This is a genomic window from Azospirillum sp. A1-3, assembly GCF_023806445.1.
Taxonomy (GTDB): Bacteria; Pseudomonadota; Alphaproteobacteria; order Azospirillales; family Azospirillaceae; genus Azospirillum.
Genome location: NZ_JAMSLU010000007.1, coordinates 135,949 through 149,691, shown reverse-complemented (window position 1 = coordinate 149,691; position 13,743 = coordinate 135,949). Strand labels below are relative to the sequence as shown.

General features: G+C 60.0%; 13 protein-coding genes. All 13 read left to right on the top strand.

Annotated elements, in window-relative coordinates; translation table 11 throughout:
- Positions 1–62: 62 nt before the first annotated feature.
- The 13 genes from M5E06_RS31305 to M5E06_RS31235 all read left to right on the top strand — a co-directional run bounded on the left by M5E06_RS31305 (position 63) and on the right by M5E06_RS31235 (position 13,499).
- Positions 63–1,052, top strand: coding sequence for an NAD-dependent epimerase/dehydratase family protein (locus M5E06_RS31305; protein WP_252141585.1), 990 nt, complete (start codon positions 63–65; stop codon positions 1,050–1,052).
- A complete protein-coding gene (locus M5E06_RS31300) occupies positions 1,049–2,206 on the top strand; it encodes a DegT/DnrJ/EryC1/StrS family aminotransferase (protein ID WP_252141584.1) in 1,158 nt (385 codons plus the stop codon). Before M5E06_RS31305 ends, M5E06_RS31300 begins: the two co-directional genes overlap by 4 nt.
- Positions 2,197–3,222, top strand: a complete 1,026-nt coding sequence (locus tag M5E06_RS31295) for a glycosyltransferase family 2 protein (protein ID WP_252141583.1) — start codon at positions 2,197–2,199, stop codon at positions 3,220–3,222. The genes M5E06_RS31300 and M5E06_RS31295 overlap by 10 nt, the downstream gene beginning before the upstream one ends.
- Positions 3,223–3,348: 126 nt before the next feature.
- Entirely contained in the window at positions 3,349–3,831 is a 483-nt protein-coding gene (locus tag M5E06_RS35715) for an acyltransferase (protein WP_286209071.1), read from the top strand.
- Positions 3,832–3,840: 9 nt separating this feature from the next.
- The gene (locus tag M5E06_RS31280) at positions 3,841–4,230 is read left to right on the top strand and encodes a DMT family transporter (protein WP_252141582.1); all 390 of its coding nucleotides are present in this window, start codon (positions 3,841–3,843) and stop codon (positions 4,228–4,230) included.
- Between the two features lie 144 nt (positions 4,231–4,374).
- Positions 4,375–6,072 carry a hypothetical protein gene (locus M5E06_RS31275; protein ID WP_252141581.1) on the top strand — a complete coding sequence of 566 codons (1,698 nt, stop codon included), beginning with the start codon at positions 4,375–4,377 and terminating at the stop codon, positions 6,070–6,072.
- Positions 6,073–6,793: 721 nt separating this feature from the next.
- A complete protein-coding gene (locus M5E06_RS31270; RefSeq protein ID WP_252141580.1) occupies positions 6,794–7,822 on the top strand; it encodes a Gfo/Idh/MocA family protein in 1,029 nt (342 codons plus the stop codon).
- Entirely contained in the window at positions 7,819–8,928 is a 1,110-nt protein-coding gene (locus tag M5E06_RS31265; RefSeq protein WP_252141579.1) for a DegT/DnrJ/EryC1/StrS family aminotransferase, read from the top strand. The genes M5E06_RS31270 and M5E06_RS31265 overlap by 4 nt, the downstream gene beginning before the upstream one ends.
- A 109-nt stretch (positions 8,929–9,037) precedes the next feature.
- The gene (locus M5E06_RS31260; protein WP_252141902.1) at positions 9,038–9,337 is read left to right on the top strand and encodes an LbetaH domain-containing protein; all 300 of its coding nucleotides are present in this window, start codon (positions 9,038–9,040) and stop codon (positions 9,335–9,337) included.
- A 73-nt stretch (positions 9,338–9,410) separates the two neighbouring features.
- A complete protein-coding gene (locus M5E06_RS31250) occupies positions 9,411–9,800 on the top strand; it encodes a DMT family transporter (protein ID WP_252141578.1) in 390 nt (129 codons plus the stop codon).
- Positions 9,801–9,881: 81 nt separating this feature from the next.
- On the top strand, positions 9,882–11,576 hold the full coding sequence (locus M5E06_RS31245; RefSeq protein ID WP_252141577.1) for a hypothetical protein: 1,695 nt from the start codon (positions 9,882–9,884) through the stop codon (positions 11,574–11,576).
- 28 nt (positions 11,577–11,604) lie between these two features.
- Positions 11,605–12,615, top strand: a complete 1,011-nt coding sequence (locus tag M5E06_RS31240) for a glycosyltransferase family 2 protein (protein ID WP_252141576.1) — start codon at positions 11,605–11,607, stop codon at positions 12,613–12,615.
- Positions 12,612–13,499, top strand: a complete 888-nt coding sequence (locus M5E06_RS31235) for a glycosyltransferase family protein (protein WP_252141575.1) — start codon at positions 12,612–12,614, stop codon at positions 13,497–13,499. Before M5E06_RS31240 ends, M5E06_RS31235 begins: the two co-directional genes overlap by 4 nt.
- The last annotated feature ends 244 nt before the right edge of the window (positions 13,500–13,743 follow it).

Here is a 13,743-nt window from a genome sequence, read left to right as displayed (position 1 = left end):
CTGCGGCTTTGGGGCCAAGCGCCATCAGGCGGATGGCCGGCGTCAACAAAGGAAAAGGGCACATGGCAAATCTCGAGGGCAAATCCATCCTCGTCACCGGGGGCGCCGGCTTCGTCGGGTCGCACATCGTCGACCTGCTGGTTGAAGAGCGCTGCCGCAAGATCACAGTCATCGACAATATGGTGCGCGGCCGCCCGCAAAATTTGGCCCGCGCCATGGCGCAGGGGCCGGTCACCCTCATCGAGGGCGATATTCGGGACCGGGCGACGATGGAGCGGCTGGTTGTCGACGCCGACATTGTGTTTCATCAAGCGGCTTTGCGGATCACCCATTGTGCGGCCGAACCGCGCCTTGCCTTTGAGGTCATGGCCGAGGCGCCCTTCGACCTCCTCAGCTTGTGCGTTGATCATGGCGTTGAAAAGGTCGTGGCGGCATCCTCGGCGTCGATCTATGGCATGGCAGAGCGCTTCCCGACCGAGGAAAGCCACCATCCCTATGACAATCGCACCCTCTATGGGGCAGCGAAGCTGTTCAATGAGGGTCTGTTGCGATCCTTCAACGACATGTATGGCCTCCCCTATGTGGCCTTGCGCTACTTCAATGTTTACGGTCCGCGCATGGACATCCATGGCAAGTACACAGAAGTGCTGATCCGCTGGATGGAGCGCATTGCCGCCGGACAATCCCCCATCATTTTCGGTGATGGCAGCCAGACCATGGATCTCATCCATGTCGTCGACGTCGCTCGGGCCAACATTCTGGCCGCCAAAAGCGCCGCGTGTGACGATGTGGTCAATGTGGGCAGCGGCACAGAGGTCAGCCTTGCCCAGCTTGCCCACAGCCTCGCCGTTGTGATGGGCAAGCCGGAGCTTGGGGTGGAGTTTGCCGCTGAGCGCAAGATCAATCCGGTGGCGCGGCGGCAGGCGGGAACGCACAAGGCCAAACAGCTGCTTGGATTTGAGGCCGGGATCGAGCTCACCGACGGTCTGCGGGCGCTGGTGGAGTGGTGGGGCCGCGAGCGGCTGACGATGCTGGCTGAGGTCGCACCATGATCCCGATCGCAAAGCCAGTCCTGGGCGACGCCGAGGCCGATGCGGCCTGCGAGGTGGTGCTGTCCGGCTGGCTCACCCAAGGCCCACAGGTGGCCGCCTTCGAGCAGGCCTTTGCCGCGGCGACGGGAGCCGCGCATGCCTGTGCCGTGTCCAACTGCACGACGGCGCTTCATCTCGCCCTTCTGGCTGTCGGTGTCGGTGCGGGCGATGAGGTCATCGTGCCGAGCCACTCGTTCGTGGCAACGGCCAATGCCGTGCGCTATTGCGGCGCGGAGCCGGTCTTTGTCGACATCGAGCCGGACAGCTTCAACCTCGATCCCGATCTGGTTGCCGACAGCATCGGCCCGCGCACCCGCGCCATTTTGTGCGTGCATCAGATGGGCATGCCCTGCGATCTGCCGCGTCTGGGGGCGCTGGCGCGTGAGCGCGGCATCGCTCTCATTGAGGACGCCGCCTGTGCGGCCGGATCGGAAATCCAGATCGGCGGCGACTGGCAACGGATTGGGCGGCCGCACGGCGACATCGCCTGCTTTTCCTTCCATCCCCGCAAGGTGATCACGACCGGCGACGGTGGGATGATCGTCACCAACAATCCTGATTGGGACCAGCGCTTCCGCCTCTGGCGCCAACATGGCATGAGCATTTCCGATGTGGCGCGGCATGGCGCGCCGGAGGTCGTCTTCGAAAGCTACCCGGTGCTCGGCTACAATTACCGGATGACGGATGTGCAGGCGGCCATCGGCCGTAAGCAGCTCGAGCGCCTGGCCGAGATTGTGCGGCAACGCCGGGCGCTTGCGGCCGCCTACCACCGGATGTTGGCCGAGGTGCCTGGGCTGGTCGTGCCAACCGAGCCCGCCTGGGCCCGCTCCAACTGGCAAAGCTACTGTGTCCGCCTGCCCGATGGCCTTGACCAACGGGAGGTCATGCAGACGCTGCTCGACCAAGGCATCGCCACACGGCGCGGCATCGTCTGCGCGCACCGTGAAGCCCCTTACGCGCAGACGCCGCAGCGCTTGGGCTTGACGGAGTCGGAGCGTGCGCAGGACCGCTGCATCCTGCTGCCGCTCTACGCGCAACTGGAGGCCAGTGACCAGCAGCGCGTGGTGGAGGCGTTGGCGGCGGTCTGCAAGAGAGAGGTGCTGCCATGGATATGAGCCTGTCTGGCAGCGCTGGAGAGCCCGGCGCCGGGCCGCCCATGCTGTCGGTCGTCATGCCGGCCTACAACGAACGGCAAAATCTCCCCATTGCCTATCAGCGGCTGTCTGACGCCTTCGCACCGACCGGCTTGCGGTGGGAGCTGATCGTTGTCGATGATCACTCCAGCGACGACACCTTCCAAGTGGCCGCGGACATTGCCGAGCGGTGTGGCAATGTTCATGCCCTCCGCCTCTCGCGCAATTTCGGATCGCACACCGCAATCGCCTGCGGGCTGGATCAGGCCCGCGGGCGCTGCGTCATCATCATGGCCGCCGATCTGCAAGATCCTCCCGAGACCATCCCAGAGCTGATCGATCGCTGGCGTGCCGGTGCGCAGGTTGTGTGGGCGGTCCGCAGCCAGCGCAAGGGCGAGAGCCGGTCGACGCTGGCGTTCTCGCGCCTGTATTATTGGCTCATGCGTCGGGTCGTTGGGTTGGCCGACATGCCGCCCAATGGCGCTGACTTTGTCCTGCTCGACCGCGTTGTCGCCGATGCTCTGCGCCACTTCAACGAACGGAACACCAGTTTGCTGGCGCTGATCAGCTGGATGGGCTTCCGGCAGAGCCAAATCCGCTATGACAAGGACGCCCGCTTGTATGGGCGGTCTGGCTGGAGCTTGGGGAAAAAGCTCAAGCTCGTCGTCGATTCCGTGGCGGCCTTCAGCTTCCTGCCCATCCGCCTGATGCTGTCGGTCGGGGTTGTCACGGCCCTGCTCGGCCTGATCTATGCCGTGGTCATCATCATGAACGCCCTGTTCGGCCATCCCGCCGAGGGCTGGTCCTCGCTGATGGTCATCGTTTTGGTGATCGGCGGCGTCCAGATGCTGATGCTGGGGCTGCTCGGCGAATATGTGTGGCGTGCCCTGGATGAGGTCCGCCAGCGCCCGCGCTACCTCATCGAGACGGAACGCAAAGGCGAGGGCGAGGCGGCGCGGCCCGTGATGCCCACACAGGCGGTCCTTTACACGCGATGACGCCGGCCGCGTCCCGCTGCCGCCATTGCCGCCCCTGCGCCGCGCCCCCTGTGCCGCAATGGCGCCGCACCTGCCCGGCGGGCAGGCATCCGGGTGCGATGTCCTGCCCTGACACATGAGGTTGTTATGCCAATCAATGATGATGTTCTTCTTGGCGACAACGTGAAAATCTTCCATCCGGCCCTGGTGAACCTCTACGGCTGCACGGTTGGCGCCGAGACAAAAGTGGGCGCGTTCGTCGAGGTTCAGAAAAACGCCTCGATTGGACAGCGCTGCAAGATTTCATCGCACAGCTTCATCTGCGAAGGCGTTGTGATTGATGACGAGGTGTTCATCGGCCATGGGGTCATGTTCACCAATGATCGCTACCCCCAGGCCACCAACGCTGACGGCAGCCCGCAAAGCGAGCAGGATTGGACGCTGGAGCGCACGCACATCAAGGCGCGGGCGTCGATTGGATCAAACGCGACCATCATCGCCGGCGTGACCATCGGGAGGTCGGCGCTGGTCGGGGCGGGCGCTGTGGTGACCCGCGACGTGCCTGATTTTGCCATCGTCGCCGGTGTTCCAGCCCGGGTTGTCGGCGATGTCCGCCACACCAAACCGTGAGCAAGCCTGATGTCCGTGACCGGATTGTACCTGATCGGCCTGACAGCGGTCTTCACCTTGTGCGCCAATCTCCTGATGCGCCTTGGCATTGAGCGCGGCGGCGGCTTTCATCCAACATCGATGCAAGCCGTCCTCCTCGATTTTGCCACGCTGCTGATCCAGCCGCTCTTCGCCATCGGCTTCGTGACCTACTTTGCCGCCGCTTTGGTCTGGTTCCGGGTGGTCGCCTCCGAACCGCTCAGCGTGGCCTACCCCATCCTGGTCAGTGCAACCTTCATCTTGGTGTCCGTCGCCGCCTCGCTGCTGCTCGGTGAACCGTTCACCCTGCGCAAAGGCGTGGGGCTGGTCTTCATCCTTGGCGGCATCATCGTCGTGTCCACCGCGCCAGCAAGCCAGTGAGCGTCAGGCGCCGATTGGGCGTGGCGATCACTGTCCGTCATCGCAGGTCAGGACGGCGGGTTAGGACGCCTGCTCCACTGGGCAGACCAACAGGCGCTTGCGCACAACAGGCGTAAGCGCCAAACCGGCACAAGGACTGAGGGCATGTCTGTCGTAAGGATTTATTCTTCTCCTCGATTTTGGTGGACAGCTGCCACGCAGAAAGTGGCTTCGAAATTTGCACTGGCTGCAGTTTTGTGTTTCTTGATAACAATGACCATAGGGTATTTTCTCCCAATATACACAGACGAAATCACCTACAAAATAATACAGGCACGTTACTTCATAGACGGGTTTGTCAACATCACGTTGCTCCCGCAGTGTGGGCCGTCTTTCACCGCGACTGTGCCGTTCTTCATGATTCCAGCGAGAATGATGGACGCATGGCTTTATGAGGATCTCAGCAATCCAATGAAGCTGCGTGTGATCGGCATTGGCAATGTGCTGATATGGTGCGTGGCCCTTCTGGCCCTTTTGCCAAGATGCATGGCCACGCAGCTTGATCGGAAGTTTCTCATTGCTTTGATTGTTTGCTTTCTTGGGATTGGGGCACTGCCATATGTTGTGATGTACAACCGGCCGGAAAGTGTGTTGCTTTGGTGTTTTTCTCTTGCGATCATCGCTCCTCTATATTTTCAGAACGCAAGGAGCCGTGGCGCGCAGTATGCCTTCTCAGCATTCTTCGTTTTTATATCGGCTGAAGTGGTGGCGGTTCATCCCAAAAGTCTTCTCTTTATGCCTCTTCTGATGACCAGCGCCTTCTTCTTGATCAAGCCGTACAAACTGAAAGCCATCATCTGCGGGTGCATGCTGTATTTTGCCGGAGCGGGTTATTCTTATTGGATAAGCCGCACAATTTGTCCCAACGATGCTGAATATGAGCAAATCAGCCGGATGCAGTTAATCCCGCTGTCCAATTTGCTCACGGACCCCATCCACACAGTTCTTGCTTACCTCAGCAATGCGGTGGGATCCGCTCAATACTTCTGGCACCTGCGCCTGGGAAACGTGTATGGGCATGTCGGCTGGTTGCCTCCCAATGATGCGCCGGATTGGTTGCTCTCCATTGTCAACGTCGCAATCTTCACCCTGTTTAAGGCATTGGTCTTGGCGCTGGTCGTGGCCGTGATCAGTTCCCTGATTGCCGCATTGCGCCGCAAGGGGGAGGACCAGCTGAGCGTTCGACGTTTTGCCGTTACAACAGCTTGTCTGGTCTCTCTGGCAGCGCTGGGGACCACGCAAGGGGTAAAAAACTTTTATGAAGCAGGGCTGGTTATTCCGCTAATTGGATTGCTCTTAATTCTCAATGCGAGATTTGCGGGCAGCGTGCAGCAGATCATGTGGAAGGGTTTCGCCGGCGCAGTCGTGCTCGTGTCGATGGTGAGCCAATTCACACTCTGGGTGAGCTTTGTTCCGGTCGCAAGATCGGCGCCGGCCGGATACCAAGGTGAGGATCAATGGGCCGTGTCGTTCAGCGGCTATGAGACCCTCAAGCCGGTTATTGTCCGCGCAGCATCCGCTTGCAACATCGCTCCGAAAGACACCCTAAAGCATTTGGTCATCGATGACTTGACATATCCGGTATTCCAGCAGTCGTTCCAGCCATTTCATATCACTTACCTATCAAAAGTTGGCGGGCCCGATTGGAAGGCGCATGCGTCTGGGAAAATTTTTGAACTCCTCAAAACCTATCGATCGGACGGGGTTATTGTTGGATGCCAATCTCTTCCCGCTGACATGCGGCGGCGCGCCACGCAGAGTGGTGAATTCTGCTGCATATCTGGCAATGGAATCGAACGCTGACCCTCTGCGCGTGAAGAGGTCACGTCCATCAAGGTGGTGGAAATTGGAAGGTGGTCAGGAGCGTCGTCGGTCGGGCCGCCTTTGCTGAGGGACGTGGTGTGATGGCGAGCTCGGCGGCGGCGACACCGGTCATGGTCTCGACAGTCGGGGACCGGTGCTGGAGCTGCCAGTGTCGCGCAGCCGGCTGGCGGCCCAGCACCTGGCATCTTACCCCAGGCGGTGGACCGCCTCTCATCCGGACAGCATGCTGCTCTCTGTTTGTGTGCGGTGACCCGGAAAGACTTGCCCCGTCATCGTTGCTGGCCCAGCTCTCCCGCTTTAACAGAAGCGCCGGACAAACCGCCCTCCGCTTCAAAACAGAGTCAGCATGAGCTACCCCCGAATAAGCGGTGGCTGCGTGGGAACAATTTTGCAAGACTTCCTCCCATGCCTCCTCAGCATGATCCTTGTCTGGATGAGGCTTAAACGCCCCGTCCGGTGGGTCGATTATCACCTCAAGCAACAGGAAGTCTGAAGATTTCTTAGTGGGATAACTGGGCTTTTATTGAAGATGTCTTCGTCATCTCCATGGGGTGTTTTCGACGCGTTTTTAAACATTGTGCATACAAACGGATTTTCTGACGATTGCGGGTCCATGCCATGAGGATTGCTTCTGGCCAGGAGAGGGCGCCGGACAGCGGAACAGTGATCATTCACTCTTGCCATGAGGATTGGTCTCATCATGATCAATGTGGGAATTGTCGGCTGCGGCTATTGGGGGCCCAACCTCATCAGAAACTTTTCTGATGTGGACGGGGCACGGGTCGCCGCCGTCTGCGACCTGTCGCAAGACCGGCTCTCCACCATAAGCCGCCGCATGCCCACTGTGGAAACGACCACAGACTATTGGGAGCTGGTGCGCAACCCTAAGATCGATGCGGTTGTCGTCGCGACGCCGGTGTCCTCCCACTATCCCATTGCCCTGGCCGCTTTGCAAAACGGCAAGCATGTCCTGGTCGAAAAGCCGATGACCGAGACCTCGGAACAGGCTGAACGGCTGATCAACGAGGCCGCCAGGCGCAATGTGACCTTGATGGTCGATCACACGTTCATCTACACCCCAGCCATCCGGAAAATCAAACAACTCATCACCGACGGTGAGATTGGGCATGTTCACTATTATGACTCCCTCCGGATCAATTTGGGCCTGTTCCAGCGTGATGTGAATGTCATCTGGGATTTGGCCGTTCATGACCTCACCATCATCGATCATTTGCTGGGAGAGTCGGTCACCGCCCTGTCCGCAAGCGGCGCCTCGCATGTCAGTGGCAGCCCCGAAAGCATGGCCACCCTGACCTTGTTCTTTGATCAAGGGACGATCGCCCACGTCAATGTGAACTGGCTGGCGCCGGTGAAGGTCCGCCAACTGCACATCGGCGGCAGCAAGAAAATGATCGTCTACGATGATCTGCAGATCAGCGAAAAGGTGAAGGTGTACGACAAGGGCGTCATTGTCGCCGAAGACACCGATCAGCTGCACCAGCTTCTGATCGGCTACCGAAGCGGCGACATGTGGGCCCCGCAACTGCCGGCGCAAGAGGCGCTGCGCATCGAGGCCCAGCATTTCATCGACTGCATTGAAACGCGACGCGCGCCCATCACGGATGGGTTCACCGGACTGAGGATCGTGCGCCTGCTCGAGGCCGCCTCCTGGTCGATGGCGCAGCGCGGCCAGCCCATTGATCTTCAACTCACCAGGATTGCATCATGATCCCCCTGATCGATCTCGCCGCCCAGTACCGCTCGATCAAGAGCGACATCGACCAAGCGGTTTTGAGGGTTCTGGCGAGCACCCAATACACCCTGGGCGATGAGGTGACGGCCTTTGAAGGTGAGTTTGCCGCCTATTGCGGGGCCCAGCACGCCATCGCGGTGAATTCCGGAACCTCGGCCTTGCATCTGGCTTTGCTCGCCGCCGGCGTCGGGCCGGGAACCGAGGTGATCACGGTGTCGATGACGTTCGTGGCAACCGTCGCGGCCATTCTTTATACCGGCGCCACACCGGTTCTCATCGATGTCGATCCACGCACCGGCACCTTGGACCCGGGGCTGATCGAAGCCGCCATCACGCCGCGCACCCGCGCGATCCTGCCCGTCCATTTGCATGGCCAGACCGCCGAGATGGACGCCATTTGCGAGATCGCCCGCGCGCACGGCCTTTTGGTCATCGAGGACGCGGCCCAGGCCCAAGGGGCGGCGTATCACGGCGCCCGCGCCGGCAGCCTTGGGGACATCGCCTGCTTCAGCTTCTACCCGAGCAAGAATCTTGGCGCGTGCGGTGAGGCCGGCGCCATCGTGACAAGCGACAGCGCGCTCGCCGACACGGTCAGGATGCTGCGCGATTGGGGGCAGGCTGGACGCTACAACCATGTTCTGCAGGGCTACAATTACCGGATGGAAGGCATCCAGGGGGCGGTGCTGCGCGTCAAACTCCCGCATCTGGATCGCTGGAACGACGCCCGCCGCCAGCATGCCGCCGCGTATGACGCCAGGCTCGGGGCCGCCGGGCTGGACATTCCGCAAGAAGCGCCTGGCCGGCATCATGTGTATTACGTCTATGCCGTCCGCGTCGCCGAGCGCGATGCGGTCCGCGAGCACCTCCTCAAGGCCGGGATCAGCACCGGGGTTCATTACCCGGTTCCGGTGCATCGCCAGCCGGCCTATGCCGATGCCGTCAGGGTGGTGGGAGCGCTGCCGGTCACCGAGCGGTTTGCGGCGCAGACCCTGTCCTTGCCGTTGTATCCGGAACTGAGCGGCGATCAGAGCGAGCGGGTGTGTGAGGCACTTCTGGAGGTCTGCGTCGGCCAGCCGGCCTGACCCGGATCGTCCGGCCGTCGCTGTCCGCCGGCGCCTGCCTCCCAAGGCTGCGGCTTTGGGGCCAAGCGCCATCAGGCGGATGGCCGGCGTCAACAAAGGAAAAGGGCACATGGCAAATCTCGAGGGCAAATCTCGAGGGCAAATCCATCCTCGTCACCGGGGGCGCCAGCTTCGTCGGGGTGATGACGAGGTGGTCATCGGCCATGGGGTCATGTTCACCAATGATCGCTACCCCCAGGCCACCAACGCTGACGGCAGCCCGCAGAGCGAGCAGGATTGGACGCTGGAGCAGAGGCACATCAAGGCGCGGGCATCGATTGGATCAAACGCGACCATCATCGCCGGCTCCGACCATCGGGAGGTCGGCGCTGGTCGGGGCGGGCGCTGTGGCGACCCGCGACGTGCCTGATTTTGCCATCGTCGCCGGTGTTCCAGCCCGGGTTGTCGGCGATGTCCGCCACACCAAACCGTGAGCAAGCCTGATGTCCGTGACCGGATTGTACCTGATCGGCCTGACAGCGGTCTTCACCTTGTGCGCCAATCTCCTGATGCGCCTTGGCATTGAGCGCGGCGGCGGCTTTCATCCAACATCGATGCAAGCCGTGCTCCTCGATTTTGCCACGCTGCTGATCCAGCCGCTCTTCGCCATCGGCTTCGTGACCTACTTTGCCGCCGCCTTGGCCTGGTTCCGGGTGGTCGCCTCCGAACCGCTCAGCGTGGCCTACCCCATCCTGGTCAGTGCAACCTTCATCTTGGTGTCCGTCGCCGCCTCGCTGCTGCTCGGTGAACCGTTCACCCTGCGCAAAGGCGTGGGGCTGGTCTTCATCCTTGGCGGCATCATCGCCGTCTCCACCGCACCAGCAAGCCAATGACGCCGAAATCGGCCCGCATCACCGCCGGCGTCGCCACAGGCCGCCGCAAGCGCCATCACCAACGCCACGGGCAATCCCCTCATGTCTGACACTGTGCCGACTTGCGATCATGCGTCACAGTCAGCGCTGTCCAAAGGGATTTGGCGCAGGATCGCTTTGTCGGCTGTGTTGGCGGCGTTCGCCACAACCATGGCGGTTGGATACTTTGTTCCGGTGTACACGGATGAAGTGACATGGAAACTGCTCCAATCACGCTATCTGATTGATGGGTTGGTGAACATCACCCTGCTGCCGCAGTGCGGAGGATCATTCCTCACCGACGTACCCTATTTCATGATCCCGGACAGGCTGCTTGACGCCGCCCTGTTCCAGGACCTCAGCGCGCCAATGAAGCTGCGCATCTTCGGTACCGGCAGCTTTCTCGCCTGGTGCGCGGTCATGCTTGCGGTGTTGCCACGCTGCATGGCCCTGCACATGCCTCGCCTTCTTCTGGCCGCTTTGGTCTTTGGCTATCTCGGTCTCGGGGTGCTGCCGTACATTGTCAGTCTCAGCCGTCCAGAGATGACGCTGCTGTGGTGTTTTTCGCTCCTGATTCTCATCCCCTTGTGCGTTGGTCGTCAGCAGAGCCTGCTCCGCCAGGGGGCACTGACCGCCGGGCTTGTGGTGATTGCAGCGGTGGCCATCACGCAGCATCCCAAGAGCTTTCTCTTCTTTCCTTTGATCGTGACGAGTTTGTTTCTCACCATCCGGTCATCGGCGCTGCGACTGGTCGGCGGTTCAGCGCTCTTGTATTTTGTGACATCCGGTTATTCCTATTGGATGGCACGCAACACCTGTCCAAGTGATGCGGCTTTTGAGCAGGCCAGCCGGCTTCAATTGGTGCCACTGTCGGATCTGTTTACAAACCCGCTGCACACCCTTGCGGTGTATGCCCACAACGCAATCAAAACGTCAGCTTATTTTTGGAATATCCGTCATCAGAATATATACGGGGGAGAGCGGTGGCTGCCGGCCAATGATGTGCCTGGCGGGGTGCTCCTGGCTGTGAACATCGCCATCTTTGTGATCTTGGCCATGCTCTTGATCTTCCTGCTGGTAACAGTGGTCGTTGCTTGTGTGACACTGATGCGGGGCATGCAAGGCCAGCGGGGCGACCTGCGGCGCCCCCTCATCACCATGGCTTGTCTGCTGTCCATCGCTGCATTGGGCACTGTCCAAGGCTTCAAACATTTCTACGAGTCCGGGATGATCATTCCGCTGATTGGGCTGATCATGATCGTAAATGTTGATAAGGCAGGCCCGGTGTCCCCAAGGTCATGGAGATTTTTTGCTGTCTCATTGCTGACGGTGTCTTTTGTCAGCCAATGCGTTCTTTGGTGGAGTTTGGCTCCAACAGCGGCCAAAGCCGCCTCTCCAGGCTATCTGGCCGCGCAGGAGAAGTCTGTGTCGTTCCTCGGGTATGATACGGTGCGGCCGGACATTGTGACGGCGGCATCGGCCTGCGGCATCAGACCGGAAACGCCGACAAAACACCTTGTCATCGACGACTTCACCTATCCCGTATTCCAGAATTCGGTGCAGCCGTTTCATATCTTCTTTATCTCGCAGGTCGGAGGAGCGTCGATTTGGAAATCTCAATCCGCCGATAAAGTCATCAGGCTTCTCAAGGACTACCAGTCCGATGGGGTGATCGCCGGCTGTCACACTCTGCCCGCTGCTATGCGGCATCGTGCGGTGCAAACCGGCCCCTTCTGCTGCATGTCGGCGTTCCGCTGACGCTCCTGAATGCTGTGAGGGCAATGTTATGACTGCTTTGCTTTCCGTGTACATACTTACACTCAACAGCGAACGCCGCTTGGCGCAAGTTCTGGACTCTGTTCAGACCTTGGCCGATGAAATTGTCGTCGTGGATTCTGGCAGCAGCGACCGGACACACGAAATTTCCCACGCCTTTGGTGCGCGAGTTTTGGTTCGCAGCTTCGACAACTTCTGCAACCAACGCGTTTTCGCTGAGGAAAGCTGTGCTCATCCTTGGGTGCTGGCGCTGGATTCCGATGAGGTTTTGTCGCCAGCGTTGCAGGAGACCCTACGACGGCACAAAGCGGCAGGATTCCAGATCGGCAATCGCCTGCCCGACGGCTACAGCATTCGCCGGGACTGGTTCTTTCTTGGAAAGCAGGTGCGCACCTTCTATCCGGTCAAAGCCCCGGATTACACCATCAAGCTGTTCCAACGCAGCAAAATGGGGCATCGCGGAAGCCGTATCATTCATGAATCCATTCAATGTGAGGGCGTTATGATTTTCAACATCCATGATCCTATATTTCACTACAGTTGTGACAGCATTGATGAGCTTTATGGAAAAATGGATCTTTACACCCGCTTGGCCGCCGCTGACATGAACGCCAACGGCGTTCGATCGTCGTGGCTGAAGGTCAACCTGTATCCATGGCTGTTGTGGGCCAGATGGTTCCTTGTAAACGGCGCCTGGAAGGACGGTGAAGCTGGGCGGATCTTGTGCAAATATGCCCGCGATACGGTCTATCTGAAATATCTCAAGCTGAAACATGACTTCTCAACGCCGGCCGACAGCATGATCGATCAGCGTTGCTGCTCTCTTGGCACCGAGGCCGGCAGGCTGGAGGCTGTGAATGCGCTGTGGGAGCGACTGGACGAGCCAAAAGGCACCTCGTCCCCACCTGGTCTTGACGGGAAACGCGGCGGTGGAGCCCTCCCTCCCTCTCCGCAGTGGGACGTTGATCGCGACAAGGCTGCCCTGGAGGGGAAACGTCATATGGGAGGGACTGGGCGATGACCACGCAAGGATATCTGACCGTTGCGACCGGTCACCCGAAATATCTGGAGATGGCTGTAAACTTGGCGATCTCTTTGCGTCGCTTCGATCCCAAAAGATCGATCTGCCTTGTGCATGATCGTGGCACCACACCAACGGCACAAGCGCGCGCACTCTTTGATGATTGCGTGGAGTTGGCTGAGGATGATCGCTACACCGGCTGCGCTCACAAGCTGCGTGTCTATTCCTTGAGTCCGTATGACCAGACCATGTTCCTGGACGCTGACTGCCTGTTGCTCAGCCAGGATATTGACGTCTATTGGACTGCGCTGCAGGGGTACGATTTTACCGTTGCTGGTGGATGCCGACGTGATGGCTTCTGGAACGACCTCGACATCGCGGCTTCCTGTGCACGGTTTGGCATCGACTACATCGTTCAAATGAACAGCGGTACATTCTTTTTCAAAAAAAGCCCGACAGCGGCGGAGTTTTTCGATCGTGTCAATGAGCTGTACCTTCATGATCGCGACAGCTTGTCCTACATTCACAAAGGGGCCGCCGGACAATATGCCGACGAGCCCATTTTGGGCGTTGCTATGGGGTTGATGGGGCTGCAGCCGCTATACCGCGTTGGTGATCGGTCGTGGATGGTGACGACCTGGCGGGCATGCGGCTTCCGCTACGATGCCGAGGCGGCCAGCTTTTCGCTGCGCAAGTTCAACCGGTTTCTGTTTGGTCGCGTTCCGACGGGCTGGGTCTGGCATTCGCCGATGGTCGTCCACTTTATTGGGCTGCGACCACACGGCCTCTACCGCCGCTTGGTGCAAACACTGCAGCGCGACCTCAGTCCAGCCGGGCCTCAGAGCATGTTTGTAGACGTCATGCGCCGACGGCCTGAGGCGTGAGCCGCTTCGAGCGTCTGGGGCGAACCGGGATGAAGGCAATCTCGACGAAAGCGACGAGGTGCTCCTTTGTCCGCTCAATGATGGTGTTCAATCGCCGGTAGCGTGACAGCCAACCAAACGAGCACTCCACGACCCGTGTGATTTCGGTGGGGATGAACACGCCGTCGCGACCGCGGGCAGTCGGCCGGACCGTGACGCCGAGTGCCGCGGCGGCTGTGGCCAGGCGCTCACCGCGATAGCCGAG

Excerpts from the sequence above, each read along its gene's own strand:
- M5E06_RS31265 (WP_252141579.1), top strand. The coding sequence starts at position 7,819 with ATGATCCCCCTGATCGATCTCGCCGCCCAGTACCGCTCGATCAAGAGC.
- M5E06_RS31305 (WP_252141585.1), top strand. The coding sequence starts at position 63 with ATGGCAAATCTCGAGGGCAAATCCATCCTCGTCACCGGGGGCGCCGGC.
- M5E06_RS31300 (WP_252141584.1), top strand. The coding sequence starts at position 1,049 with ATGATCCCGATCGCAAAGCCAGTCCTGGGCGACGCCGAGGCCGATGCG.
- M5E06_RS31275 (WP_252141581.1), top strand. The coding sequence starts at position 4,375 with ATGTCTGTCGTAAGGATTTATTCTTCTCCTCGATTTTGGTGGACAGCT.
- M5E06_RS31250 (WP_252141578.1), top strand. The coding sequence starts at position 9,411 with ATGTCCGTGACCGGATTGTACCTGATCGGCCTGACAGCGGTCTTCACC.
- M5E06_RS31295 (WP_252141583.1), top strand. The coding sequence starts at position 2,197 with ATGGATATGAGCCTGTCTGGCAGCGCTGGAGAGCCCGGCGCCGGGCCG.
- M5E06_RS31245 (WP_252141577.1), top strand. The coding sequence starts at position 9,882 with ATGTCTGACACTGTGCCGACTTGCGATCATGCGTCACAGTCAGCGCTG.
- M5E06_RS31260 (WP_252141902.1), top strand. The coding sequence starts at position 9,038 with ATGGCAAATCTCGAGGGCAAATCTCGAGGGCAAATCCATCCTCGTCAC.
- M5E06_RS31270 (WP_252141580.1), top strand. The coding sequence starts at position 6,794 with ATGATCAATGTGGGAATTGTCGGCTGCGGCTATTGGGGGCCCAACCTC.
- M5E06_RS31240 (WP_252141576.1), top strand. The coding sequence starts at position 11,605 with ATGACTGCTTTGCTTTCCGTGTACATACTTACACTCAACAGCGAACGC.
- M5E06_RS35715 (WP_286209071.1), top strand. The coding sequence starts at position 3,349 with ATGCCAATCAATGATGATGTTCTTCTTGGCGACAACGTGAAAATCTTC.
- M5E06_RS31280 (WP_252141582.1), top strand. The coding sequence starts at position 3,841 with ATGTCCGTGACCGGATTGTACCTGATCGGCCTGACAGCGGTCTTCACC.
- M5E06_RS31235 (WP_252141575.1), top strand. The coding sequence starts at position 12,612 with ATGACCACGCAAGGATATCTGACCGTTGCGACCGGTCACCCGAAATAT.